Raw genomic sequence first — 25,205 nt, 5'->3', positions numbered from 1 at the left:
GTACGGGCCGATTCGAGCAGCCGGGCCGTGGGGGGGGGGGCCCGCAGCCAACCCCCGCCCCCGGGGGGGAGGCCCTCGCGGGCCCCCCCGCGGGATGGGCCCGGCGCCCGGGGGGTGCGGGGGGGGGGGGGGCGGGGCCCGGCCCCGCGGCGCCCCCCCGGCCGCTCCTCCGCTTTCCTCCGCTCCTCTCGACTCCTCCGCCCTTCCTCTCCTGTCGGCGCCGAATGCGGCACATATGCGCCGAGTATGCTCCGGCCGAGTAGGGTCCTTGACTTGAGCCGTAGAGGAAGAGGACAGGATGCAGCTGAATAGCTACGACGAATGGTCCCCGCTCAAAGAGATCATTGTGGGTTCGGCGGAGAACTACTCGTGGCATGAACGAGAACTCTCCTTCGAGCTCTTCTTCTACGACCAGATCTCCAACCAGAAGTCCTTCCACGACCGGATGTACTATCCGCATCTCAATCCGCCGCAGGAAGGCGTGGAGAACAAGAACACCTCGGGGCGGTCGCCGATCAAGCGGCGTTATGTCGAGGAACTCAACGAGGACGTCGAGGGAATCGTCGACATTCTGCGGTCCCTGGGGGTGACCGTCCACCGGCCGCTGTCGGTGGAGGGCTCGATCGAGGTGAAGACACCCCCGTGGTCGGCCGCGGTGGTGCCGCCGCTGAACATCCGCGACAACACCCTGATCATCGGCAGCGAGATCATCGAGACGCCGCCGCAGGTCCGGTCGCGCTACTTCGAGACGCAGTTCCTGACACCCGTCTTCAACGAGTACTTCCGTCAGGGGGCGCGCTGGACGGTGATGCCGCGCCCGTTGATGACGGACGCCTCCTTCGACCCCTCCTATGTCAACGGCGGGCCGGTGGAGTTCATCGCCCAGCCCAAGCCGTCGCCGTACGACGTGGGCTTCGAGATGATGTTCGACGGCGCCCAGTGCGTCAGGCTGGGCGGGGACCTGCTGGTCAATGTGGCGACGGCCAACCACGAGATGGCGTGCGACTGGCTGGAGCGCCATCTGGAGGGGCGGATCAAGGTCCACCGGGTCCACAAGCTGGCGGACGGTCACGTCGACAGCATGGTGCTGGCCCTGCGACCGGGGCTGCTGCTGATCCGTACGCCCGCGGTGGTCGAGTCGCTGCCCGAGTCACTGCGTTCCTGGGACATGATCTTCGCCCCCGAGCCGGACGCCAACAACTTCCCGCAGTACGAGAACGACGACCTGATCCTCACCAGCCCGTACATCGACCTCAACATCCTGTCGATCAGTCCCGACACCGTGATGATCAACGAGGCGAACGGCGAGCTGATCCGTGTCATGGAGCAGCACGGCTTCACCGTCGTGCCCTTCCGGCACCGGCACCGCCGGATCTTCGGCGGCGGTCTGCACTGCTTCACGCTGGACACGGTACGAGAGGGCTCCGTGCCGGAGAACTACCTGACCTAGGAGCGTTCATGTCCACAGAGAACGAATCGACGACCGCGGAGCCGGCGGCGAACGGGACGACCGACGCAACAGCCCCGACCGACGCGGCGGCGGCGACCGACACGGTCGAGCCGGGGGCCGGGGCGGTCGGAGCGGTCGACGAGGGCGCCGACGAGGAATTCGAGGAATTCCATCTCGACGACCTGGAAGTGATCGAGAGCAAGGTCTTCGGCTGATGAACCGGCCGGCCCGGTGGAACGAGGAGAGGCGGCGGTCATCGACAGGCCCGAGCGTATAGGCATCGGGATCCAGTACAACCCGGAGATCCTCGACTGGTTCCCGTTCACATCGATGGACGTGGACCTCTACGAGGTACTGCTGGATCCCGTCATGGGGCCGCTCGACAGCCCCTATCTCTTTCTGCCGGGGACCTTCGACAGTCTGATGGAACTGAAGGAGCGGCGACCGCTCCTGGCACATTCGAACTACGGCTGCGACTTCGGTTTCCTGCCGCTGGAGGAAACACCGGCGGTACGTCGGCATGTACCGATGGCACAGAAGATCGGCAGCCCCTGGGTCGCCGACCACTGCTTCTACGGTGACAATTCCTGGCTGGACATCTGGAGCAGTCCGCTCCAGTTCTCCCGTGCGGAGGTCGTCCGCGTGGCGGACCGGGCACGGCGGCTTCAGGACGCGTACGGGATGCCCCTGGCACACGAGAACGCGGCCTACTACCTGCCGACGCCCGGCGCGGAGCTGCGGGAGGCGGAGTTCATGGCCGCGCTGGTGGAGCGGGCGGGCACCTATCTCCATCTCGACCTGCACAACATCTACGCCAACTCGCTCAATCTGCCCGGCTACCGCACCGAGGACTATCTCGCCGAACTGCCCCTGGACCGCGTCATCGCCGTACACCTCGCGGGCGGCAGCTGGCGCGACGGCTTCTACCACGACTGGCACGACAGCCCGGTGCCCGAACCCGTGTGGGAGATGCTCGAATGGCTGCTGGAGAGGGCCTCGCCCGCCGCCGTCACCCTTGAGTACCAAGGGCGTTGCCATCACGAGGGCACGCGCGTGCTCGGCGGGCAGCAGGACCTGGAGATGATCCGGAACGATCTCGCGCGGGCCCGGAGCGTCTGGAACGCGGCGACGGCACTGCCCGGGGTCCGCTGATGGAGGCCGCCCTGGTCTGGCGCGTATGGCGCCGCCTTCTCAGAGAGCCCGCGATGCGCGAGGCGGTGCTCGGCGGCCGGCTCGACGAGCGGGCGGCGGCGCTGGGACTCGGACCGGCCGAGATCGAGGTGGCGCGCGCGTACGCGGAGCACCCGGCCGGCACGGAGATGTTCGTCCACAGCTACCGCTTCCGCATGGTGAGCTCCTTCTTCAACGCCGTCGAGACAGTTGCCCCGTTGACCCACCGGGCGCTCCTGGCGAACGACGTCGACCTGCGCGCGATCGCCGTGGAGCTGCTCGACCGCCGGGAGTGGGTGGACGCGGGACCCTTCGTGTACACGTTCGGCGGCCAGATCCTGGATCATCTCGCCGCGGACGGGGCGCTCGGCGAGATCGCCGGTCTCCGGGAGCTGATCGCCCTGGAACGCGCGGCCGCCGATGTCGTCATCACGGCCGCCGCCGGTCACCCCACCGCCCGCGACAAGGAACCGGCGGCGGGACAGTGGCGGGTGCGGGCGCCTTTCGGGGTCCACAGCTGCGAACGGGATCTGTCCGAGTGGCTGCGTGACTCCGGCACGCTCGGGCGCTCGGTGCCGCCCGCGGCGTCCCGGCACTACCTGATCTTCCTGCCCGCGCCCGAGGCGGAGCGGCGCATCGTGGCGGTGCCCCGCCGCGCCTCGGACATCCTGCGGATCCTCGGAGGCGGGTCCGGTGAACTGCCGCTGCTGACGGCGGAGTTGGCGCGGCGGGGACATCCGGCCGCGCCCGGGCGGGACCGGGCGATCCTGGACCGGTTCGAGGCGCTCGGGCTCCTGGCCGCGCCCGTGGGCGGGAGCTGAGCATGTTCAAGCTGTTCTGGCTCCGGTCCACCGGCTTCCCGTTCGACGAACTCGACAGCCTCGCCCTGCCGCCGGACATCACGTCGCACGCGGCGTCCCACGTCGCGTCGGACACCACGTCGGACCCGGCGTCGGACATCACGTCGCACGCGGCGTCCCACGTCGCGTCGGACCCGGCGTCGGCTGGCGCGTCCGACAACGCCCCGGCGACTCTCACGGCCGAGGACGAACGGCGCTTCCAGGAGCACCAGACGCGGGCGCGGAAGACCCTCGCCGCCCTGCTGGCCCGCCCCGACGCCGCCGAGGCCCTGCTCCTCTCCAACCCCGACGCGCTGGACCGTCTGACCTCCCTCGGGGAGTCGACCGGCCGCGCGATCAACTCACGCGCCCGCCAGCGGCTTCGCCTCGGCTGGAGCTACCTCCAGCGCTTCCACACCAAGAACGACACCTGTAGCTTCTTCGGACCGCTCGCCTGGGGAGAGGTGGACGACGCCTCCCCCACCCCGCTGCGCGCCGACCCGCTCGACCCGGACCGGGGAACCCTCCACCACAGACAGGTCTTCTTCGAACACTGGGTGGTCGACCGGCTGTGCGCGGCCCTCAGCGAGGACGGACGGCTGAGGGAGGTGCTGCCGCTGACGCTGCACAGCGGATGCGATGTGCTCGGCCGGCGGGTACGCGTTCCCCTCGGCAGGGAGATCCGGGTCGGCGCCGACGCGGCCCGGCTGCTGCGGCTCGCGGACGAGGGGACCCTGGACGCGCGGACCCTGGACGCCGCCCCGCCGTCTGCGCGCGCCACCGTGACCCGCCTGGTCTCGGCGGAGCTGCGCCTGCCACCGGGGACCGGGCAGCCGATGCGGGTGATCGCGGACGTCCTCCGCGCCACCGGCCCCTCGGACGAACTGCGCCCGGTTCTGGAGACGTTGGGCGACCTGGAGGCCATGCGCGAGGAGTTCGAGACGGCCGGGCGCGAGAGGCGGCGCGAGCTGTTCGGCGAGATGGGGCAGGCGCTGACCTCGATCGGCGTCGACACCCGGCGCCGCCAGGGCGAGATGTACGTGGGCCGCTTCCCGGTGTACGAGGACTGCCGGCGCAACCTGGCCCTCACCATGGGGGAACCGCTGGCCCGGTCGTTGCGGGAGCGGCTCACCCCCGTGATGCGGCTCTTCCGGACGGTCGCCGAGTGCGCCGCCGCCCGGCTGCACGACAGATACGCGAAGGTCCATGCCACCCTGCCCCGCGACGAGGACGGCACGGTGGACTTTCTCGTCTTCCTCCAGGCCGTACGCGGGCCGGAGGCGGCGCGGGCGCACGAGGAGGTGGCGGGCGAGCTGCGGGAGATCCTGCGGACGGCGTGGTCGGGGCAGGCCGGCGATGACACGGACGAAGTGACCCTGCCGCGCGACGGGTTGACCCGTATCGCCGCCGCGCTCGTCGCGGCCACACCCGATCACCACCGGTTCGCCGATGTGCTCGGCGTCGGTATCGCCTCCCCGGACGTTCTGCTGGCCGCGCGCGATCAGGAGGCCCTCGACAGCGGGGACTTCCGCATCGTGATCGGCGAGGTGCATCCCGGCGTGCTCACCGCGCTCCAGCCCGTCGCGATGCCGTTCCTCGACGAGGCGTCGGCCAAGTGGGCCCACGCCGAGGCCGACCGGCTGCTCGCGCCCGGCCGGACACTGCTGGCGGCGGGCGACGAGACGTATCAGCGGTCCCGTATCGACTGGCCCGTCGTGCCGAACCTGTGGGAGATCGCCCTGCCCGGCAGCACGAGCCGTTGCCCGCCCGAGCGCCGGATACCGGCGGGCCGGGGCCGGATCGTCGAGCGGGACGGTCTGCTGCGCTTCACGGACCGGCGGTCCGGCCGGGAGGAGGACGTCGTCACCGTGCTCTCCACCGATCTGCACCGGGTGCTCTTCGGCGTGGCCGGTGAAGTCCTCGGCGGCGGTCTGCCGCAGCGGATCCGCCGGCAGGGCGTGGAGCTCAAACGCCGCTCCTGGACCTTCGACACGGCCGAACTGCCCACCCCCACCCGGCCCGCGGAGGTGCTGGCGGAGTACGCGGCGTACGCGGTCTGGGCCCAGGGGCACCACTTGCCGCGGCACTGCTACTTCCTCGCCGACACCGAGCCCAAACCGATCTATCTCGACTGGCACAACCCACTGGCCGTGGACACCTTTGCGAAGACCGTCCACCGGGCGGCCCGTGTCCGGCTCACCGAAATGAGCCCGGGGCCCGACGAGTTGTGGTTCCGCACCGAGGCCGGACGGTTCTCCTCGGAGCTGCGCATGTCGTTCGTCGTCTGAGACCCGCGAGAGCCACGGAGAGAGGGAGAGGGTGACCGACGACGAGACCGTCCGCGGGGTCTTCCCCGCCCGCTTCCAGGTCGGCGATCCGGATCCGGACGGCCGCTCGGAGGTGAGCGATCCCGACTCGCCGCGACGATGGGTGCTGGGCAGAAGGGAACTGGCCGTGGCACGCCGCTTCGACGGCGCCCGCAGCTACGCCGAGGTGGCGGAGGCTTCGGGGCTCGCCCGGAACGGAGACCGGCCCGGACTGTCCCCCGACGCCACCCGCCGCTTCGAGGCAAGACTGCTGCGCGTGGGACTTCTCGAACCGGGCGGACCGGCGCCGCGCGGGGTCGACTGGCCGCGTCTGGGCGCCTGGTGCCGTGCGCGCGCGACCGTGGAGTTCGCCGGGCGGAACCCCACGCCTCTCCTCGACCGGCTCGACGGGCCTCTGGGACGGCTCACGGCCCGGGGCGCGGTCGTGTTCCTGGCCGTCGGCGCCGTACTGGCCCTGGCCGCTCTCGGGACCCGGGCCGGCACGATCGTCGACGAGCTGCGGGACGCGCTGGTGGGAGCGGGGCTCCTGGGTTTTCTGGCCGCGTTCGTCGCGTCGGCGCTGTTCCACGAGGGCGGGCACGCCGTCGCCTGCCACCGCTACGGCGTACCGGTCGACCGGGTGAGCATCGGCCTGCGCTGGTTCATCCCGTTCGCCTGGACCAGGCCGGACCAGACCGCCTGGCAGCGGCTCCCCGTCCGCGCCCGTGTGGTGACCGTCCTCGCGGGCCCTCTCGGGGGCCTGGTGTTCGCCGCTCTCGGCGGGCTTCTCTGGCAGGTCGGACACGACGTGGACGCCGTCCGGTCCGCCGGGCTGTACATGCTCGCCGCCGGCACCGTCGGTATGGCTCCCACGCTGGTGCCCGTGCTGGAGGGCGACGCGTATCTGCTGCTGGAGTTGTGGCTGCGACAGCCCAATCTGCGCAGCCGCAGCTTCGATCACCTGGTGACCACCTTCACCGATCCCCGCCGGGCCGGGCGGACCGGCCGGGGCAGGCGCGTCCTGTACCTGTCCTTCGCGTCGGTCTCGGCGCTCGGGTCGGTGGCCGCCACCGTCCTGGTGTTCTGGGCCGCGTACCGGCTCTCCATCGAACCCGCCGGAGGCCGCTAGATGACCACCCCCGGATATCACCGACCGCGCCACTGGGACCAGGTGCATCACAGCGCCGTACCGGGCTCTCCCAGCCTCGCCGCGCGCGCCCTGAGCACCTCGGTGTACGACATCGTCGCAGGGGAGGTGCCCGCCGACGGGACCGTTGTCGACATCGCCTGCGGGACGGGCGGGCTGCTGCGCGGCCTTCCCGCCGGCCCCCGGGCGGTCGGCATGGACTTCTCCGGCGAGGCGGTGGGGCTCGCGGCGGGAAGTCCCGGCCCCGGGCGAGGGGGTGGGGCCGACTGGGTGCGGGCGGACGCCCATCAACTCCCCCTGCGCGGCGCCTCGGTCGACGCCGTGCTCTGTCTGGCCGGCGTGTGGGTGTTCGCCGATCCGGCGCGGGTCCTCACCGAGGCCTTCCGGGTCCTGCGGCCGGGGGGCGTCGCCGTCGTCCATCTGTGGGGCAGCCCCGCGGACTGCCGGCTGATCACCCTCGGCGCGGTCTCCGTCGGCCAGGTGGTCCAGGGCTCGCGCCTCACCGCCGGGGTGACCGGACCGTTCGAACTCACCCCGGACCGGGTCGACGTCTGGCTGCGGGACGCGGGCTTCGCGCCGGCCGACTGGCGGCGGTCGGACCTGCGGCTCCCCATGGCCCGGCCCGACGACTACTGGCCGGAGTTCGCCGCGCTCGCCCCCACCTCCTACGACCACTACCGACGCGCCGCGACAGGGGATCGCGTACAGATACGCGCCCTGCTGGCGGGCCTGCTCACCGCGTCACGGCGGCGCGCGGGGGACGACTCGCTCTCCCTGTCCTGGCTGCTGGGGGTGGCGCGCCGTGCGGCGGGATGAGGCGCCGGACGGAGAGTTACGGCTAGGGGGCGCCCCAACGGGTGGTCCCCGGTGTGAGCCAGGCGAAGGTGTCGAGCGGACAGTCACCGCTGAGGATGTGCTCGTTCAGCCGCCGCAGCTGAACGGTCGGCTCGACCCCGAGGTCCTGGATGACCCGCCGGCGGGCCAGCCGGTACGTCTCCAGCGCCTCGGCGCGCCGGTACGAGCGGTAGAACGCGAGCATCAGCATGCCCCACAGCTCCTCGGAGAGCGGGTTGCTCACCAGGAGCCGGCGGATCTCGGCGATCGCCCGCCCGTAGTCGCCGAGATGGAGCCTGGTCTTCACGAGCGCCTGATGCGCCGACACCCGCAGGTCCTCCCAGTAGAGGATCTCGGTCTCCAGTTGGGGGGCGAGCACCAGCCCCTGGCAGAGCGGTCCTCTCCAGAGATCGGTCGCGGCCTCCAGATATGAGCGGGCGAGCGCGATCTCGCCGGCCTCCAGCGCCCGCCGGCCCAGGTCGGCGAAGTCCTCGAAGCGGGTGATGTCCAGCTCCCCGCGCCGTACCTCCAGCAGATAACCGCCGCCGGTCGAGCTGAGTATCGCGCTGCCCGCCGGGGCGGTGTCGCGCAGGAAGCGGCGCAGTCGCGACACGTACTGCCGGAGGTTGGACCGGGCGGACTGCGGTTTCGCCCCGGGCCAGAGCAGCGCGACGAGGGAGTCGGAGTCGTTGACCCGGTGCGAGCGCAGCAGCAGGACGGCCATCAGCGTCGTCGTCATGCCGCTCGGTCCCACTCTGTGGCCGTTCGCGTCGTTGACGCCGGGGGCGCCCATGAGGCGGTAGGTCGGCATGGCCGGTGAGGAACGGAGCGGCCCGGCCGACGGCTGCGTGTCCAGCACTGTCTCTGCGTTCACATTGGCCCTCCTGTCAGGAGTTCGGCGATCGTGTTCTGTTCCGGGTCAGCCCTTCGTGGCCGGCTCGTCCGCTCGGGGTGTGACGCGGTAGCGCAGGTAGGAGGGCACGGCGGCGGCGAGCGCCAGCACGGCCAGGACGCAGGTGACACCGCCGGCCACGAGAGCCGCTCCGGGCCCGATGGCACCGGCGACGAATCCGGCGCGGCCGTCGCCCAGACGCGGCCCGCCCGCTCCGACGATGGTCCACACCCCCGAAGTACGGCCCAGGAAGGCGTCCGGTGTCTCCCGCTGGACGATGGAGGAGCGCAGTACGGCGCTGTAGGTGTCGGCCGCGCCGGCGGTGGCGAGCAGGAGCAGCGCCACCCACAGCTCATGGGCCAGCCCGAACGCGGCCAGCGCCACTCCCCAGGCGGCGATGACGGCGATCGAGGCGAGTCCGAGGCGGCGTACGGCACCGAGCCAGCCGCTGAAGACCGTGCCGATCAGATTGCCCGCCGCCAGGGCCGCGGAGAGATAGGCCGCGGTCGCGGTCGTTCCGTGGAAGCGCTCGACGGCCAGGACGGGGAACAGCGCGGCCGGCATGGCGAGGACCGTCGCGACGATGTCGAGCACGTAACACATCCACAGCAGCGGGCGCTTGCGTATGAAACGCAGGCCCTCGACCACCGATCCCAGGTCGGCGCGGCGTCCCCCGGCCGGCAGGGGCAGGCTCGGCAGCCCCCGCAGCAGGGTGATCGCCACCGCGAAGGCAACGATGTCAACCAGATACGCCGCCCCGTAACCGCCCAGGACCACCATCGCGCCGCCGACCAGCGGGCCGCCGATGAACCCGACGGAGAAGACCAGGAACAGCAGCGAGTTGGCGGCCGGCAGGTCGTCGGGCCCGACGAGCCGTGGCACCAGGGCCCGTCGGGCGGGCAGGTCGACCGCGAACAGACCGGCCTGGACGGCGACGCATCCGTACAGCAGCCAGAGGTTGTCCAGGCCCGCCAGCGCCTGGACGACGAGCACCACGCTCACCAGCGCCGAGCCGGACGCGACCAGGAGGATCAGCCGTCGGCGGTCCATCGCGTCGGCGACGGCGCCGCCGTACAGACCGCAGACGACCATGGGCACCAGGGCGGCCAGTCCCACCGCTCCCACGCTCACGGAGGAGTGGGTGAGCGAGTACACCTGCCAGGGCACGACCACCTGGGTGACCTGGCTGCCGAGCAGGGTCATGCACTGCCCGCCGACGAGCCGGCGGAACGCCGGGTAGCGCCGTAACGGGGTGACGTCGATGAGCAGTCCCACGGGCTTAGCCACGGTCCCCCTGCCCGTCTTGAGATTCCACGCGCTTTTCTCCTTCGGTCCGTCCGGTCGCGGAACACCACGCGAATCCGCACGGTCGGGTCGGATCTGTTCGGGTCGGGTCAGGTCTCTTCGGGTCGGACGAGGTCAGGTCAGGTCACGCATGCCGTCGTGTGCGGTGGTTCCGCCCAGGAGGGGCGGCCCGAAGTCCGGCCGGGGGGCGTCGCCCGGCCCGGCGTGCCCAGTGTCCCAGCCACCTTCTCCAGCACCGCCAACTGCCCTTCGTACGGCGGCGAATCCCTCGGCCAGTTGATCACGAGATCGGTGAAGCCGGCCTCGCCGAAGAGCCCGGAGGCGTCCTGGAAGGCCCCCACCGAGGCGAGCACCCCGCCCGTGGTCGACCCGGTGACCAGCATCCGGTCCAGCGTCGCGGGATCGCGCCCGGCCTCGGCGCAGGCCTCGTCGAGGGCCGCCAACTGCCGCTGGAGCAGCGGAAGGACGTCCCGGTACGGGAGAGGGTCGAAGAGGCCGGGCGTGCCGTTGGTGACCCAGATGTCGGCGTAGCGGACGGCGAGCCGCATCGACTCCGGGCCCGCCGCGGCGATCGCGATCGGCGCGCGCGGGCGCCGGAGGCAGCCGGGGCGCATCTGCACACCGTCCGCGTGGTACCAGCTGCCGTGGTACGTGGTCTCCGGCCGGCGCAGCAGCAGGTCGGTGAGTTCGACGAACTCCTCGAAACGCCGTTGGCGGCTGCCCGCGCTCAGCGGACGGCCTCCCAGGGCCCGTTCGTCGTAGCCTCCCGCCCCCGAGCCGAGACCGCAGACGAACCGTCCCCCGGAGATGTCGTCGAGGGTCATGACCTCCTTGGCGAAGGTCACCGGGTGCCGGTACTCGGGGGTCGCCACGAGGGTGCCGATGCCGATGCGGGAGGTGACCGCGGCGGCGGCGGTGAGGGTGGGCAGGGCGCCGAACCACGGTTTCTCGCGCAGCCGCCGCCACATGAGGTGGTCATGGGTCCAGGCGTGGTCGAACCCGAACTCCTCGGCCGCACGCCATCGTTCACGTGCGATCCGCCAGCGGGTTTCCGGAAGTATGACGATGCCGTGGCGCACGAACGGCTCCCCTCGCTCCGCCGACTCGGCGTCGGGTTCGGGTGTACGGAGATGGCTGACGTCCGGCACCGGGGTCCGGCCGGGGCGTCGCGCTCAGACGAAGAGCGACTCGACCTGGTCGTGGATCCGGCCGACGGCGGCGATGTCCTCGGCGACGACGCAGTACCGGACGGTGCCGTCGGCGTGGCTGTAGGCCTTGGTGAGGACCACACCGGTGCGGGTCTCGGGGTCGTAGGCGAAGCCGGAGTCGACGAGCCGGGCCACCGCCGCGGGGAACGAGGGAACGGGCCAGCCGCTGTACTCCGCGATCACCCGGTCCTGGGCGTAGTCGGGCCCGACCACATGCTCCCCGATGACGGCGTAGAGGTGGGTGGAGCCGGTGATCCGGCCGTTGTACTCGGTGAACCGGACCTCGCCCTCCGGGGTCAGGACGGCGTCCGCGCAGAAGAAGCCCCGGTAGCCGAGGGAGCGCAGCGACTCGCACATCCGGCTGCTGGCGGAGACGAGGACGGCGAGGGCGCCCGCTTCGAGTTCCGGGGCCGGGATGACCTGGGCGTTGGCGATGGGCGCCGAGAACATCTCCCCCTGCTGGGAGAAGACGGACGTGTGGTCGTTGATGATGAACTCGGCTGTGATGGCGCGGCTGTTGGGGAAGTAGCGCTCGATGACGGCGGGATAGTGCTCCTCGTTGGTGAGCCACATCCACCGCTCGTCGAGGTACTCCCGTACGGCCGCCCGCTCCGAGATCTCCAGCAGGCGTCCGGCGCCGACCGGTCGCAGCCCGGGGACGGGGCTGAGGATCTCGTTGCCGAGCCCGCCGCAGGAGAAGTCCCGCTTGAGCATGGCCGGATGGCCCTCGTCGAGCAGTTCCATGATCGCCTCTTCGGCGTCCTGGCGATTGGTGCACACCGTGCCCTCGGGCAGGGGCACACCGGCTCCGGCGGCCACGGCGCGGAAGACAGCCTTGCTGTTGACGAGCGTGCCGCCGCCCTGGTTGATGAACTCGTAGCCGGGAAGGGCCTTCTGGGCGCCGAGGAAGCGGGCCAGGGACGCCACGCCGGCGTCGGGGGTGAGAGCGATGATCGTGTCGACGGGTTCGCCGTCGAGGGTCTTGCGGAGCCCGACCCGGAACTCCTCGTCGGCCAGCCGGTCGGCCGTCAGCAGTTCGGTGCCCGACTGTCCGGGGGGCGGCGTGAGGATGCGGAGGGTCGACACGTCGGTCCGGGTCAACGACGTGATGTAGGCGAGGAGATCGGCCTCGGGCTCGACGGGCAGGAGAATGACATCACCGTCCCGTGCGAACCACAGCAGCAGGTGGGAGGAGGCGGCGGCGGTCTGGAGATGGGCCTGCGGCAGCCGTGTGGTGTCACCGGCGAGTTCATCGGTGAAGCAGTTGGCGATGAGCAGTCGGGGCATGGGGGGTAACCCTTTCGATTCGGTTGAGCCGGCCCGTGGGTCGAGTTGGGGGCGCGGTCGCGGTGAGGGGGCCCGTCCGGGGAACCGCACCGGGTGAGGGACCGGTGCGCGGAGTTCCACCGGACCGGGGCCTACGACAGATAGAGATCCGTCTCCTCCCAGGCGCGGACGGCTTCGTAGTCACGCGTGATCGGCCCCCGCCCCTCGGCGGCGAGATACACGTAGCCGGGCACCGTGGCCAGATCCACGGTCCGGGGCACCACACCGCCGGGCACGATGGCGGCGTCGACGGCGACGCAGGTCTCCAGGGAGGTCAGCGCGGACCGCCAGCGGTCGCCGCCGCACCGCCCGCGCCGCTTGTTGATCAGATACACCTGCCGGATCTCCCGGGACCAGCGGACGTCCTCGTCCGGGAAGGCGGCGAAGGCGCCTGGGTCCGTCAGCGCCAGAGCGAGCAGATGGACGTGCGACGTCCCCGAGTACTCGACGTGCAGCCACGGCTGGGTGGACCCCATCAGCCGCGCCCCGGTCTCGATCAGGACCGGTCCGGCGGCGGTGAGCATGACCTCGGTGTGTGCCGCGCCGTTGGCGATCCCGAGGGCGGTGTTGGCCTTCTTGGCGAAGGCGACGACCGTCTCGCCCTCGGTGTCGCCGCGCGGGACCGGCTCGTGGTAGTCGTACACCGGTTCACCGCCCGGTCCGCCGATCTTGACGCAGCGCCAGACGTCGACCACCTTGTGCAGGCCGTCGACGGTGACCGTGTTGACGATGAACTCCTGGCCCTCCAGATACTCCTGGACCAGGACCGCGTGGTTGGGGTCGCCGAAGCAGTCGTTCCTGCCGAGGACCTCCTCGGTGAACCGCCGGACCTGACCGGCGGTCCGGCAGATGTGCACCCCGTCGGTGGCGGCGCTCGCCAGGGGTTTGACGACCGCCGGCCGGCCCCCGCCGCTCTCGAACCTGGCCACCGCCTCGTCGGCGGAGGTGACCCGCGCGCCCACGGGCGCGGCCAGGCCCGCGTCCCGTACGCACCGCGCCATCTCGGACTTGTCGCGGCGGGCACGTACGGTCTCGATCCGGTTGTGGGGCAGGCCCATGTGGTGGGCGAGCGTGTCGGCGAAGACGACCCCGGACTCGGCGCCGGCGACGACCTTGTCGACGCCGAGCTCCCCGAGGGCGGCCGCCGCCTTGTCGAGGTCGCTCGTGTGCCCCAGGTCATGGATGTAGGCGGCCGGGTCGAAGCCACGGGTGTACGAGTCGCGGAAGTCGGGTTTGGTCCTCAGATGGACGCATTCGGCTTGCAGCCGGTTCAGTTCCTGCACCAGGAGGCGGCCCGCCGAGAAGCCGTCAACCACTGCGATGCGCATGTGCCTGCCTTCGGTCGCCGGCCGGGGCCGGAAGGATGTTCTGGTTGAAGTGGAAGACGTTGTCCGGGTCGTACGCCCTCTTGACGGCGGCGAGCCGGGCCAGCCTGGCGGCTCCGTAGACCTCGGCGACCTTCGTCCGCGCCTCGTCCTGGAGGTAGTTCACGTACGCGCCGCCATGGCTGTACGCGGCCAGTCGCCCGGTGGCGCGCCGGGTCCACTCGACATGGACCCGGTCGGCGCCGGGGTCGGTCCACTGGGACGAGACGGTGTAGATGTACGGGGCACTCCTGCCGGGGAAGGCGGAGTCCTCCTCGGGGACCTCGGCCACGGCCCCGCGCAGATACTCCAGTTGGACGGAGGACAGCGGCGAGGGCATGGAGCGGACGGACGCCAGGAACTCCTCGACGGCCGGTGGGGTCAGATCGTCGACGTAGGTGGATTTGGTGTAGTAGCGGTTGCCGTGCGGCCGTTCGTGGTCGCCCATCGTCTGGAGCTCCAGATGGGTCGTCGCCCGTCCGGTCGTCGCGGCGGGGGGCGCGGCCTCGTGGAGCGGCTCGATCGCCGCCGCCGCGTCGCCGGGCCGTCCGAACCAGACGGCTGTCAGGGAGAGGACGGGCCTGCCCCTGAGCCGGTCCGGCAGCCAGCCGTCCCGTCCCGGATAGGCGCCGGCGATCTTGAACCCGCCGGAGACGTGCAGCTCCGACGAGAGCCGCGAGGTGAACTTCCGGTACGCGTCGAGGGCGTCGGGCGCCTGGTCCAGTTCGTACAGGGCGGTGCGGTAGTAGACCGGTGTCGCCTGCCGCAGCAGCAGGGTGAAGCGGGTGACGACGCCGAAGTTGCCGCCGCCGCCGCGCAGCGCCCAGAGCAGATCCGGGTGGCCGTCCTCGGACACCTCCGTCACGGAGCCGTCCGCGAGCACCACCTCGGCGGCGAGGACATGGTCACAGGTCAGTCCCCAGCGCCGGCTGAGCCATCCGTAACCCCCGCCCAGCGCCAGCCCGCCCAGACCGGTCCCCGAGATGATGCCGGTGGGGCAGACGAGTCCGTGCGGGGCGGTCGCGGTGTCGAGATCCGCCAGCAGACAGCCGCCGTCCGCGTACGCGATCCGTCGCCGCGGATCCACCGTCACCCGCCGCATCCCGGACAGGTCGATCATGACCGCGCCCTCGGCGAGCGCGGTCCCGGCGACGTTGTGTCCGCCGCCGCGTACGGAGACCTCCAGCCCGGCGGACCGGGCGAACCGCAGCGCTGCGGTGACGTCGGCGGTCTCGTGGCAGCGTGCGATACGTGCGGGACGCCGGTCGTGCGTCCCGTTCCAGACCCGGCGCGCCGCGTCGTAGTCCGGATCGTCCGGATCCAGCCACTGCATCGGGTCAGCCTCCCGTCGTGGCCGGACCGGCCGGACAGTGGCCGGCGGACGTACAGTCAGCCCTCATCGGACGGTCACGGACTTCCAGTCGAAGGACACGTCGTCGAGCACGCCCATCTCGGCGCAGAGATCGTGGAGTCCGCTGTAGTCCTGCACCAGGAGCGAGCGGCCCGGCTCGTTCTCGACATCGCGCATCATGGCCTCCCCGCCCTCGATGCCCAGCAGGGCGACGATGCGGCGCCAGGTGGTGAAGTCGTTGGCGCCGAAGGCGGCGAGCCCGTCGCCGAGCGCCTCGACGAAGAACTCGCGCTGCTCCGGGCCGAGACTCCGGTACACCGCCAGGGCGATCTCCTTGGAGATGGACGAGTGGCAGTACTCGTCGCGGTTGTGCAACTCGGCCGTGACACGGTTGATCGGCTGCACCTCCTCGTCCTGGGCCATGAGGTCGAGATAGGCGTTGATGGACATCTCGGAGACGGTGGTGAACGCGAGCGTGACCAGCTCCCGTTGCCAGCCGTGGTCCGCCCGCGCGAGCCGCTCCTCGTGCCGCCGTGCCTTCTTGGCCAGCGGCAGCGCGCTCTCCGGCATCCGCCACCCTCTGCGGCGACGGGTGACCGTGATCGCGTTGAGATGCATCAGGGTGTGGTACTGCTCGTCGACCATGGCCTGGGTGACGGCCTGGGCCACCGACTCGTCGAAGCCCGCGCCGAACGCTCCGGAGGCGATGAGCGAGAACCCCGGATTGACCACCCGTTGCTCGTTGTCCATGACGTTCTTGTTGAACGCCACCCAGGCCCAGGCGAGCAGCCTGCGCAGGACGGAGTCGTCCAGCGCGAGATACGTGGGATGGTCGCGGAACGGCAGGAGATGCTCGGGGTAGTCGGGCCGCCCCGCCTCGAACAGATCGTCCAGGTCGGGCTCGGTCTTCTTCACCGAGGCCCGGCGCGTCCAGTTCGAGGCGAGCCGGGCGATGACCGCGCTCTCCACCGGGTCGTCGTGGTTGTGATCGGGGAGAGCCGGGGCGGGCGGGCCGTCGGGACGGGGCTCTGAAAGGTCCGTCACTGTCCCCGTCCCCTCACCAGGTGCCGTTCAGTACGGCGTTCTCGTACGCTTCTCCGTACCTGCGCTGGGGCCAGGTGTTGTAGGCGAGCAGGAAGAGGTCGCGGTGCCCCTCCTGGCCGACGGGAGGGCTGATGTCGGTGGCGTAGTGGCGCATCGCCCGGTCGTCCAGGACGATCGCCTCCCCCGGGCCGAGGGTCAGGCTCAGGAACGGTTCGTCGCTGTCGAGCGTCATCAGCTGCGTCTCGCCGCCACCGATGTTCCGGCGGTCGACGACCGCGATCATGCTGTAGGTGTGGCCGTCCTGGTGGGGGCCCTCGGGCACGGAGACGCCGCGCGTGTTGTCGTCGGCGATGACCCGCCACTGGTGGACGTCGACCTGCCAGTCGACGGTCTCGTCGAGCGGAATCGCCTCGGCGCCGGTGCGTACCAGCAGGCCCGGGTCGATCCGCAGCGGTTCGTACTCCCTGAGCAGCCCGCCCGTCACGCCGTTGAACTGCGTCGCCTGGCAGAACGGCCGGTGCGGGAGCAGTTCGAGCCGCCATCCGGACTCGTGGTGTATGCGGTACTGCGAGAAACGGCGATGCCGGAACTTCCCCTCGCAGTACTGGTCGAGAGGAAGGGTCCTGAATTCCTCGCGAATATCTTCGGGCACATTCTCAAGAGTGATAAGTTGATAGTCCTGGTCATTCAGTGCCACGTACATCACCCCGGCTTCGCACACGATCCTTCTTCGGATTTGCGGAGACGTTTTAGCCAGGTGAAATCATTCATTACAGGAGTGTTGCGGGACAAGGGAACGGACGTGTCAGGATCCTGCCTGGCCGATGTAGGACAGAACCCTTCGCGGCTGATCGACCGGAAGTCCGCGGGCCGGCCCGCGAGTTCGGGCGGGCGGCCGGGGTGGTCCGGGCGTCCGGCGGGGGCGGGCGGACGCGGGCGGGCCGGCCTCAGGGGCCGAGCCAGCCCCGGCGGCGTGCGAGTACCCCGGCCTGGAACCTGCTGCTCGCCCCCAGTTGGGTCATGAGATCGGCGACGATCCTGCCCACGGTCCGGGTGGAGACCGCGAGTCTGCGGGCGGCCTGCGCGTCCGTGTATCCCTCTTCGAGCAGGTGGAGAAGAGCCCCCTCCGTGTTCGTGAGTTCCCTTTCACGGCCCTGGTCCTGAAGGCTGAAAGGCGCGGCCGAAAGCCAGACCTGTTCGAATACGGGGGCGATCGACGCCACGACCGACGATCCGGACAGCACCACCGCGACATTCTCGCTGCTGTCCTCCACCACCTCCGAGAGAAGGGCCTTCTCGCCGTCGACGATAAGACCTCTGAGCGACAGCACGGGGACGGTTCTGATCTCTATCCCCTTGTCCAGCAGCCGCTGCATCTGGGACATCCTGGCCCTGTTGTTGCGTACGCTGTCGAGCTGGACGGACTGAATGCGGATTCCGCGTGAAAGGATCTCCTCCCCGATTCCCCGGTCGGCGACGGTCGCTTCGGGAATCAGCGGACCACCGGGCGTGAACACCATGATTCCGCTCTTCGCCTCTCGGGCGAGCCTGACCAGTCGGTCATGGATCTTCCCGGTGCCGTCGACCTGTTCGACGTCCAGCGGGGCGACACCCGGCCGGCTGGTGAATTCGGCGGCCAGCACCCGGGCCGCCACTTTGCACTCCTGCAATACTTGGGTACGGGCCGCCAGCGCGGCGTGCTCACGCGCGATCAGCATATCGAGCCCTATTTCCGGCTCAACCGGGTACAGCCCGCCGGATTCTCCGTGGGAAGGCCAGAGAAGTGAGAGCTCGGCAAGCGCGCCGATCTGCTCCTCGACGACGGATTCGTGCCAGTCGAGCCGCATCGCCACCTCTCTGACACACATTCCCGGATGCTTCACAAGCAGGAAGTAGAGCTGCTCGGTCTCATGACTTATTCCAAATGGCTCCAGCAACGAGGACTCCTCCGCGGGGGTTTCTCCACCATGCCGCCGACGTGCCAGGGTTGAGACGGATTCCTCCTTTCCCCACACATGCCTGAGGGATCAGCCCGCCCTTGGTGGCGGAGCGGTGCGGAACCCGGAGCACGGCCGACACCGGGAACAACATCGCGGATCGCTGATCTGATCTCTGTGATAGCACCACAGAGTCGGAAGGGCGTGTGCCGGTGCCGAGCCTGTCCGTAACTCGTCGTATGCGCGGAAGCCGCGTCCCGCCCGTAGATCTCCTGGTGACGCGTCCTGACCTTCGGCGCGCCGGAAGTAAGAGTTTGGCTTGTTCTCCGGTCGTCACGGTCCGGAACCGGTGAAGGGTGAAAGAAGTGGCGACTGCTCCCGTACCACCTGCGCGCACGGCGCTCTCAGGCGCCGTGCGCCGCACGAACACCGCCCCGACCACCCGCGACTCCCTCACCAGGAGCGCACCGCGGGAGGGCCTTCACCGGGCGCCGCGCACCGCCGTCCTGACGATCGCGGCCGCGAAGAGAGGCACCGAGGCCGGGTGCAGATAGAGAAACAGATGCGGCTCGACAAGCTCCAACTCCATGACACGCGGCTCACCGTCGTCACCGTCGACGAGATCGACGCGCCCGTAAAGGAGTTCGGTCTCTCCGGGCACGGCCGCCAATGCCTGTTCGGCGACGGCCAATTCGGCCGCGGTCGGCTCCCAGGGATGCAGCTCGGGGTGCGGGACCTTTTTCTCGTCGTACGGGAATCCCGGTGCGAGAACGGCATTCTTACGGTCGGCGTGGAGGAAACGTCCGCCGGTGAAATGCAACGCGCGCTCTCCTTTCGCATCGATGCTCCGCATGTACGGCTGCACCATCGCGGTCATTCCCTCCGCGTGCATCCGGACCAACTGCCGCACCGCGGTGTCGCGCGCGTCGGGACGGTACCGGGCGGCGTACCGAGCGCCCGCGCCGACGGTCGGCTTGACGACGTATTCGCCCTCGTTCGGCAAGTCGACCGTGTTGCCGGGAGCGAGATAGCGGGTCTCCACGGCGGGGACTCCCGCGGCGAAAAGGTCCCCGAGATAGTGTTTGTCGACATTCCAGCGCAGCACCTCCACGGGGTTCGCCAGCGCCGTGACGCCCGCGCACTTCTCGGCCCACCGCAGAAACTCGTCGACCCGCCAGAAGTAGTCCCAGGCGGAGCGAATGGCCACCAGGTCGAAAGCGGCCCAGTTCACGTCCGGATCGTCCCAGCGGGCGACCACGGGTTTCGCGCCGGCGCACTCCACCGCCTCCAGCAGAATGGGCAGATCCTGATCCCATTCGGGATCGTCCAGCACACCCTGGCAGGTGACGAGCGCGATGCGGGGACCGAATGCCATGGCGGACTCCTCGTGGATGGGCAGTCGACTGGCGGTCAGAAGGCGTGCTTCGCGAACCGTGGCGACGGAGTCCGGAGCCCCCGGGAGGACACCCCCGCCCGCGGCGGGGCACCGCGGGCGGGGGAAGCCGGTCGTACCGTCGGGGGCGTCGGGGAAGCGGGGGACCTGACGTCCGTCGTCCAGGCTCCGGTCGGAAAGGCGTGCCCGGCCCGAAACGCGTGCCCGGCCCGGAAGACGCGCCCGCTCCGAGTGGCGTGCCCGGTCAGGACCCGGTACCCGCCCCGGCGCCGTCGGTCGCCCGGGAAGAATCTCATCGTCGGCTCCCAACAGCCAAGAGGGCATGGCCTGTTGGGAGCCACGAAGGTCAGGCCGCGTCCAGCTCCGCCACCTCGGCGGCGGTGAGTTCGAGGTCGGCCGCGCCGACCGAGTCGGTGATGGTCTCGGGACGGCTGGAGCCCGGGATCGGTACGACGACGGGGGACTTCGCCAGCATCCAGGCGAGGCAGACGCGCTGCGGGCTCACTCCGTGCGCCTCGGCGACCCGGTTGAACGCGGAGTGGGAGGAGCCGAGTCCGGCCGCGTTCCTGATGCCGCCGAAGGGGCTCCACGGCAGGAAGGCGATCCCCAGCTCCGTGCAGAGGTCCAGCTCCGGCTCACTGGAGCGGAACGCGGGCGAGAACTGGTTCTGTACGGAGACGAGCCGGCCGCCCAGGATCTCGTTGGCCAGCCGGATCCGCTCCGGGTCCGCGTTGGATATGCCCGCCTGCTGGATCTTGCCCTCGTCCAGCAGCTCGCGCAGGGTGCCGATCGACTCCTCGTACGGCACCTTCGGGTCGGGGCGGTGGAACTGGTACAGCCCGATCGACTCGACACCGAGCCTGCGCAGCGACTCCTCGCAGGCGCGCTTGATGTACTCGGGCGAGCCGTTCAGCGTCCAGGAGCCGTCACCGGGCCGCAGATGGCCGCCCTTGGTGGCCACCAGCACCTCGGAGCCGGCGCTGTGGGAGGACAGCGCCTTGGCTATCAGGGATTCGTTGTGGCCCACGTCGGTGGCGAGCAGATGGTAGGCGTCCGCCGTGTCGACGAACGTCACGCCGGCGTCCAGCGCCGCGTGGATGGTGGAGAGGGAACGGGCCTCGTCGGGCCGTCCCTCGATCGACATCGGCATACCGCCGAGCCCGATCGAACTGACCTCGACGGCGCCGATACGACGAGTCTTCATGGGGTGATGCGCTCCTTGCCGCTGCCGGGCCCGGCCGGTTCCGCCGGGGCTCCGACAGTCTTGCTCCCCCGCCCGCCGGTCGTCCAATGGCCCCTGCGGGGCGGGGCGATCAGGGCCGCAGCAGCCAGCCCTTGATGAAGGCGGCCTGGCCGACGTGCTGGAGATCGTCGGAGACGACGCTGATCAGCCGCACACCGAGTGTCACGGCCGGGACCCAGTTCCGGTCCACGACGCGCGCGTAGTCGGCGTCGTCGAGCGTCCTGATGTGGGTGACGGTCTGTTCGTGGACGGCGTCGTGGTACTCCACCAGCGCCTCCCCGGTGATCCCGCCGACCGCCGCCACGTCCTTGGGCGAATGCCCGTACCCCGTGGCGTGGCGTGAGAAGGGCAGTTCGAACCTGCCCGTCCAGTCCTGCGCGATCCACACCTCGTCCGTCCCCGCGATGTCGGCGACGTGGTCGTCCTGGATCCGGGTGAGGTGCCAGACGAGCCAGGCGATCGAGTTCGCCCCCTCGTCGATGCGTACGGCCAGCGCCTCGGGCGAGAGTCCGTCGACCACGTCGTGGACGTTCTGACGGATACGGTCGAAGGCGTCGATGAGCAGATCACCGCTCGTGGTCATAGCACGCTCCGCTTCTGTGCGTCCCGTTCTGTACGTCGTCGCTTCCCCGGAGCACCCCGGCACTCCGGCACACCGGCACTCCAGCACCCGAGCACCCGGACGTCCGGGGAAGCACAACTCCGGGTCACACCGGTCGCGATCCGCGCAGCGCCGGATGGGCGCGGGGGAGGAATGCCGAACTTCCCCCGCGATTCACCGCGTCTGCGCGGGCCGTTGACCGGTGCGACCCGGAGCCGGACCCGGTGTCGCTGGACGAGAGGTCCGGCCGCGGGCTGCCGCCGGTCGTCTGATCTTCCGGGTGGGACGGCCGGGCCACCCGAGGGCGGACCCGGCCGTCATGCAGTTGTGCGATCACGCTACGCGGATCATGGTCCGCGCCTGTGGATCAGGCGTGGTCAGGCGAGTCCGTCGACGAGGTCGGCGACCGACTTCCGGCGGCCCGTGTAGAACGGCACCTCTTCCCGTACGTACAGCCGTGCCTTCGAACCCCGCAGATGACGCATCAGGTCGACGATCCGGTCCAGTTCGTCGGCCTCGAAGGCGAGAATCCACTCGTAGTCACCGAGCGAGAAGGATGACACGGTGTTGGCGCGGACGTCCGGATATCCACGGGCCATCTTTCCGTGGTCGGCGAGCATCGTACGCCGCTCCTCGTCGGGCAGCAGATACCAGTCGTAACTGCGCACGAAGGGGTAGACACTGACCCACTCGCGCGGCGTCTCGTCGGCCAGGAAGGCCGGCACGTGCGACTTGTTGAACTCGGCGGGGCGGTGCAGCGCCATGTTCGACCAGACGGGGTCGAGCGCCCGGCCGAGCCTGGTGCGGCGGAAGAGGTTGTACGCGCCCTGGAGTTCGTCCGCGGTCCCGGCGTGCCACCAGATCATCAGATCGGCGTCGGCGCGCAGCCCGGACACGTCGTACGTGCCGCGCACGGTGATGTCCTTGGCGGCGAGCTGGTCGAACAGTTCCTGGACCTCGTCGGCGTAACCGGCCCGGTCCTCCGGCAGCAGATCGCGCAGCTTGAAGACGGACCAGAGCGTGTAGCGGATGACGTCGTTGAGATCCTTGGCCTTCTTGCCCGCGTTGGGGGTCTTGTCTGGTGCGGAAGTCATACGGCTATTCTCCCGCGCCCCGGTCGGTGCCCCGCGCCAGGGTCGGCGTGGCCATGATCTCGTCGGCGGCCCGCCGGGCGCTCGCGATACAGGCGGGGATGCCGACGCCGTCGTAGGGGGCGCCGCAGACGCGCAGTCCGGGCAGTGCGGCCACCGCCTCGCGGATACGGGCGACGCGGGCGGGGTGGCCCACCGGGTACTGGGGCAGGCCGTCGGTCCACCGGGTCACCTCGGTGGCGACGGGCCGCGCGGCGAGTCCGGTGGCCGCGCCAAGGTCGCGCAGGGACGCCCCGACGAGTTCGGCGTCCTCGCGCTGGAGTTGCTCCTCCTCGCCGTACCGGCCGATGGACGTCCGCAGGACGAAGAGCTCCGGTGCCGATTCGGCGACCCAGCCCCACTTCCGGGTGGAGAAGGTGGCGGCCTTGATGGCGCGGCCGTCGACGGGCGGCACGAGGAAACCGCTGCCGTCGGGCAGGCCCGGTGTCCGGGTGAGGGCGGCGCGGGGAAAGGCCATCGTCACCAGCGCCATGGAGGCGTACTCGACGGCGGCGAGTTCGGCGGACGCGGCGGGCGACTCGTGGGCGAGGAGCGCGGAGGCGGACCAGGCGGGGTTCGCCATGATCACCCCGTCGGCGGCGACGGTCTCCCGCTCGGTCCTGACCGCCCAGCCGGCGGCGGTCCGGGTGAGGGCGAGGACGGGCGTCTCCGTACGGATGTCGCCTCCGCGCGCCCGTACGGCGTCCGCGACGGCGCCGGGCAGCCGGCCGACGCCTCCCTCGATGCCGATGAACACCGCGTCGGTCCGGGGGTTCTCGGCGGCCTTCGCCTGGACGGCGCCGACGGCGTCGAGCAGTGAGTCGTGCGTACGCAGCGCCTCGAAGAGCTGGGGGACGGCGGCACGCATCGAGATGCGGTAGGCGTCGCCCGCGTAGACGCCGCCGAGCAGCGGCTCCACCAGCCGGTCCACGACCTCGCGCCCGAGCCGCTGTGCGACGTACTCGCCGATGGACACGTCGTCGCCGACGGCCACCGGGGCGAGGTCGCGCTCGCGGTCGATCCGGGCGACCCCTTCGGGGGAGAGCAGACCGGCGAGGGCCGACGCGTCGCCGGGCACACCCATCACATGGCCCTTGGGCATGGCGCGCAGGGCGCCGCGCGACCAGACGGAGGCGGAGGTCGTGGCGGGCGGCCGGAGGCGCTCACCGAGCCCCACGGAGCGGGCGAGGTCGACGGCCTCGGGGCGGCGGGCGAGCAGGGACTCGGCGCCGAGGTCGACGGCGACGCCCTCGATCTCGCCGGTCCGGAGTTTGCCGCCGAGCCGGTCGGTCGCCTCCAGGAGGGTCACGCGCGCCCCGGCGGACAGCAGCCGGTCGGCGGCGGCGAGTCCGGCGATACCGCCCCCGACGACGACGACATGAGGCGTACGAGCGGTGTCCGGCCTACGTACGGCGTCGGGTGTGGACACGTGATGCGGACTGCTGGCCATGGTCCCCACCCTCTCAAACGGCCCCCGGACCGCTCCGGGCGCACCCGGGTACGCACCGAGTCCCGACCGTGACCGCATCGCGACCGGAAAAGGGCAACCCGCTCCGCCGCCGGTCCGTCGAACCCCCGATACCAGCGCTCGGCATCTTTGGGGGGACCGACATGCGCGCACTTCCCGCATTCGCGGCAGCACTACTCACCGCCTCACTCGCCCTCGCGGGGTGCAGTGCGGGTGATTCGGACAGCGGCGGGGACATGAAGGCCGACAGCGCGGAGGCCGGGCCGGCCAGCGGGAAGCGGGGCGCCGCCGGTCCGGACGCGGCGGCCGACAAGGCCGGTGAGGCCGACGAGCAGTTCGCGGACGGAGGTGGGACGGCCGACGCGGACTCGGCGAAGACGTACGTGATCCGCACCGCGTCCCTCTCCGTGGAGGTGGGGAGCGCGACGAAGGCCCTCGCCACCGCCCGTTCGGTCGCGCTCGCGGCGGGCGGCGAGATCGAGGACGAGACGACGGAGCGTATCGACGACACGCGTGTGGCCTCGCAGATCGTGCTGCGGGTCCCGGAGGCGGAGTACGACTCCGTCCTCAGGGAACTCACCGGCACCGGGAAGCTGCTGCGGCGCACGGCGAACGCGAAGGACGTCACCGAGCAGGTGGTCGACACCAAGAGCCGTATCGCCACGCAGCGCGCCAGCGTGAACCGCGTGCGGGATCTGATGGACCAGGCGGAGGACATCACGGACGTGGTGGCCCTTGAGGGCCAACTGAACACGCGACAGGCCGAGTTGGAGTCCCTGCTCGCCAAGCAGGCGTCGCTCGCCGACCGGACGACGATGGCGACCGTCACGCTCGAACTGAGCGAGAGGACCGAGGAGAAGGACGAGGGGAACGACGACCCGGGCTTCCTGGACGCGCTCGGCGGCGGCTGGGACGCGTTCGTGTCGATGCTGCGGTGGACCGTGGTCGTGCTGGCCGCGATCCTGCCGTTCGCCGTCGCGCTGGCGGTGCTCTACGTGCTGTGGCGGCTCGTCCTCGGCGGCCGGCTGCCGGCCCGGGGCGCGCGCCCTGTACCCGCCCCGGTCCCGGAGCCCGCGCCCGAGCCGGCTCCCGCCGCCGCGCCGGTCACGGCCCCGGCGCAGCCGCCGGCCCCGGCCAAGGAGGACTGAACCGGCGCGTCCGCGTAGCGTCGTGTGCGGGGTACGCGGTACCCCGACC

At 70.8% G+C, this 25,205-nt stretch carries 22 protein-coding genes; 8 read left to right on the top strand and 14 right to left on the bottom strand.

All coding sequences use genetic code 11. The annotated features are described in order from the left end of the window. Positions 1-298 precede the first annotated feature (298 nt). Genes ACFWU9_RS35155 through ACFWU9_RS35125 form a run of 7 tightly spaced genes read left to right on the top strand, consistent with a single transcriptional unit; the run spans position 299 to position 7,728 of the window. The gene (locus ACFWU9_RS35155) at positions 299-1,450 is read left to right on the top strand and encodes a glycine amidinotransferase (RefSeq protein ID WP_384325152.1); all 1,152 of its coding nucleotides are present in this window, start codon (positions 299-301) and stop codon (positions 1,448-1,450) included. Positions 1,451-1,458: 8 nt separating this feature from the next. Further along, entirely contained in the window at positions 1,459-1,665 is a 207-nt protein-coding gene (locus ACFWU9_RS35150; RefSeq protein ID WP_384325151.1) for a hypothetical protein, read from the top strand. A gap of 16 nt (positions 1,666-1,681) precedes the next feature. Next, complete coding sequence (locus ACFWU9_RS35145; protein WP_384325150.1) at positions 1,682-2,602, top strand: DUF692 family multinuclear iron-containing protein; 921 nt, start codon at positions 1,682-1,684, stop codon at positions 2,600-2,602. Then, on the top strand, positions 2,602-3,441 hold the full coding sequence (locus ACFWU9_RS35140; protein WP_384325149.1) for a hypothetical protein: 840 nt from the start codon (positions 2,602-2,604) through the stop codon (positions 3,439-3,441). Before ACFWU9_RS35145 ends, ACFWU9_RS35140 begins: the two co-directional genes overlap by 1 nt. Positions 3,442-3,443: 2 nt before the next feature. After that, complete coding sequence (locus tag ACFWU9_RS35135; RefSeq protein ID WP_384325148.1) at positions 3,444-5,747, top strand: lantibiotic dehydratase; 2,304 nt, start codon at positions 3,444-3,446, stop codon at positions 5,745-5,747. A gap of 31 nt (positions 5,748-5,778) precedes the next feature. After that, positions 5,779-6,894 carry a M50 family metallopeptidase gene (locus tag ACFWU9_RS35130; protein ID WP_384325147.1) on the top strand — a complete coding sequence of 372 codons (1,116 nt, stop codon included), beginning with the start codon at positions 5,779-5,781 and terminating at the stop codon, positions 6,892-6,894. Next, positions 6,895-7,728 carry a class I SAM-dependent methyltransferase gene (locus tag ACFWU9_RS35125; protein WP_384325146.1) on the top strand — a complete coding sequence of 278 codons (834 nt, stop codon included), beginning with the start codon at positions 6,895-6,897 and terminating at the stop codon, positions 7,726-7,728. Positions 7,729-7,750: 22 nt separating this feature from the next. On the opposite strand, the gene ACFWU9_RS35120 is transcribed toward ACFWU9_RS35125, so the two are convergent. From ACFWU9_RS35120 to hemG, 14 genes are all read right to left on the bottom strand, one after another. After that, positions 7,751-8,620: a BTAD domain-containing putative transcriptional regulator gene (locus ACFWU9_RS35120; protein ID WP_384325145.1), complete on the bottom strand. Its 870-nt coding sequence runs from the start codon at positions 8,618-8,620 to the stop codon at positions 7,751-7,753. Positions 8,621-8,665: 45 nt separating this feature from the next. Continuing rightward, positions 8,666-9,925 carry an MFS transporter gene (locus tag ACFWU9_RS35115; protein ID WP_384325144.1) on the bottom strand — a complete coding sequence of 420 codons (1,260 nt, stop codon included), beginning with the start codon at positions 9,923-9,925 and terminating at the stop codon, positions 8,666-8,668. Between the two features lie 137 nt (positions 9,926-10,062). Continuing rightward, positions 10,063-11,091, bottom strand: a complete 1,029-nt coding sequence (locus tag ACFWU9_RS35110; protein WP_384325143.1) for an LLM class flavin-dependent oxidoreductase — start codon at positions 11,089-11,091, stop codon at positions 10,063-10,065. 24 nt (positions 11,092-11,115) lie between these two features. Next, a complete protein-coding gene (locus ACFWU9_RS35105) occupies positions 11,116-12,438 on the bottom strand; it encodes a peptide ligase PGM1-related protein (RefSeq protein ID WP_384325142.1) in 1,323 nt (440 codons plus the stop codon). 131 nt (positions 12,439-12,569) lie between these two features. Further along, positions 12,570-13,805, bottom strand: a complete 1,236-nt coding sequence (locus ACFWU9_RS35100) for an ATP-grasp domain-containing protein (RefSeq protein WP_384325141.1) — start codon at positions 13,803-13,805, stop codon at positions 12,570-12,572. After that, positions 13,786-15,174, bottom strand: a complete 1,389-nt coding sequence (locus ACFWU9_RS35095) for an FAD-binding oxidoreductase (RefSeq protein ID WP_384325140.1) — start codon at positions 15,172-15,174, stop codon at positions 13,786-13,788. The genes ACFWU9_RS35100 and ACFWU9_RS35095 overlap by 20 nt, the downstream gene beginning before the upstream one ends. Positions 15,175-15,237: 63 nt before the next feature. Continuing rightward, entirely contained in the window at positions 15,238-16,236 is a 999-nt protein-coding gene (locus tag ACFWU9_RS35090) for a diiron oxygenase (protein WP_384325139.1), read from the bottom strand. A gap of 13 nt (positions 16,237-16,249) precedes the next feature. Beyond that, a complete protein-coding gene (locus ACFWU9_RS35085) occupies positions 16,250-16,888 on the bottom strand; it encodes a 2OG-Fe dioxygenase family protein (protein WP_384325138.1) in 639 nt (212 codons plus the stop codon). 295 nt (positions 16,889-17,183) lie between these two features. Beyond that, complete coding sequence (locus tag ACFWU9_RS35080; protein WP_384325137.1) at positions 17,184-18,251, bottom strand: LuxR C-terminal-related transcriptional regulator; 1,068 nt, start codon at positions 18,249-18,251, stop codon at positions 17,184-17,186. Positions 18,252-18,654: 403 nt separating this feature from the next. After that, positions 18,655-19,548: a RimK family alpha-L-glutamate ligase gene (locus ACFWU9_RS35075; RefSeq protein ID WP_384325136.1), complete on the bottom strand. Its 894-nt coding sequence runs from the start codon at positions 19,546-19,548 to the stop codon at positions 18,655-18,657. A gap of 364 nt (positions 19,549-19,912) precedes the next feature. Beyond that, positions 19,913-20,770: an aldo/keto reductase gene (locus ACFWU9_RS35070; RefSeq protein WP_384325135.1), complete on the bottom strand. Its 858-nt coding sequence runs from the start codon at positions 20,768-20,770 to the stop codon at positions 19,913-19,915. A gap of 109 nt (positions 20,771-20,879) precedes the next feature. Then, positions 20,880-21,392 carry a DinB family protein gene (locus ACFWU9_RS35065; protein WP_384325134.1) on the bottom strand — a complete coding sequence of 171 codons (513 nt, stop codon included), beginning with the start codon at positions 21,390-21,392 and terminating at the stop codon, positions 20,880-20,882. 395 nt (positions 21,393-21,787) lie between these two features. Next, complete coding sequence (gene hemQ, locus ACFWU9_RS35060; RefSeq protein WP_384325133.1) at positions 21,788-22,504, bottom strand: hydrogen peroxide-dependent heme synthase; 717 nt, start codon at positions 22,502-22,504, stop codon at positions 21,788-21,790. Between the two features lie 4 nt (positions 22,505-22,508). Further along, the gene (gene hemG, locus ACFWU9_RS35055) at positions 22,509-23,990 is read right to left on the bottom strand and encodes a protoporphyrinogen oxidase (RefSeq protein ID WP_384325132.1); all 1,482 of its coding nucleotides are present in this window, start codon (positions 23,988-23,990) and stop codon (positions 22,509-22,511) included. Positions 23,991-24,244: 254 nt separating this feature from the next. Between hemG and ACFWU9_RS35050 the strand changes: the two genes are divergently transcribed. Then, positions 24,245-25,156 carry a DUF4349 domain-containing protein gene (locus ACFWU9_RS35050; RefSeq protein WP_384325131.1) on the top strand — a complete coding sequence of 304 codons (912 nt, stop codon included), beginning with the start codon at positions 24,245-24,247 and terminating at the stop codon, positions 25,154-25,156. The last annotated feature ends 49 nt before the right edge of the window (positions 25,157-25,205 follow it).

Origin of the sequence: Streptomyces sp. NPDC058653, assembly GCF_042716895.1 — a bacterium.
Lineage (GTDB): Bacteria > Actinomycetota > Actinomycetes > Streptomycetales > Streptomycetaceae > Streptomyces.
This window is presented reverse-complemented; position numbering and strand designations above follow the sequence as displayed.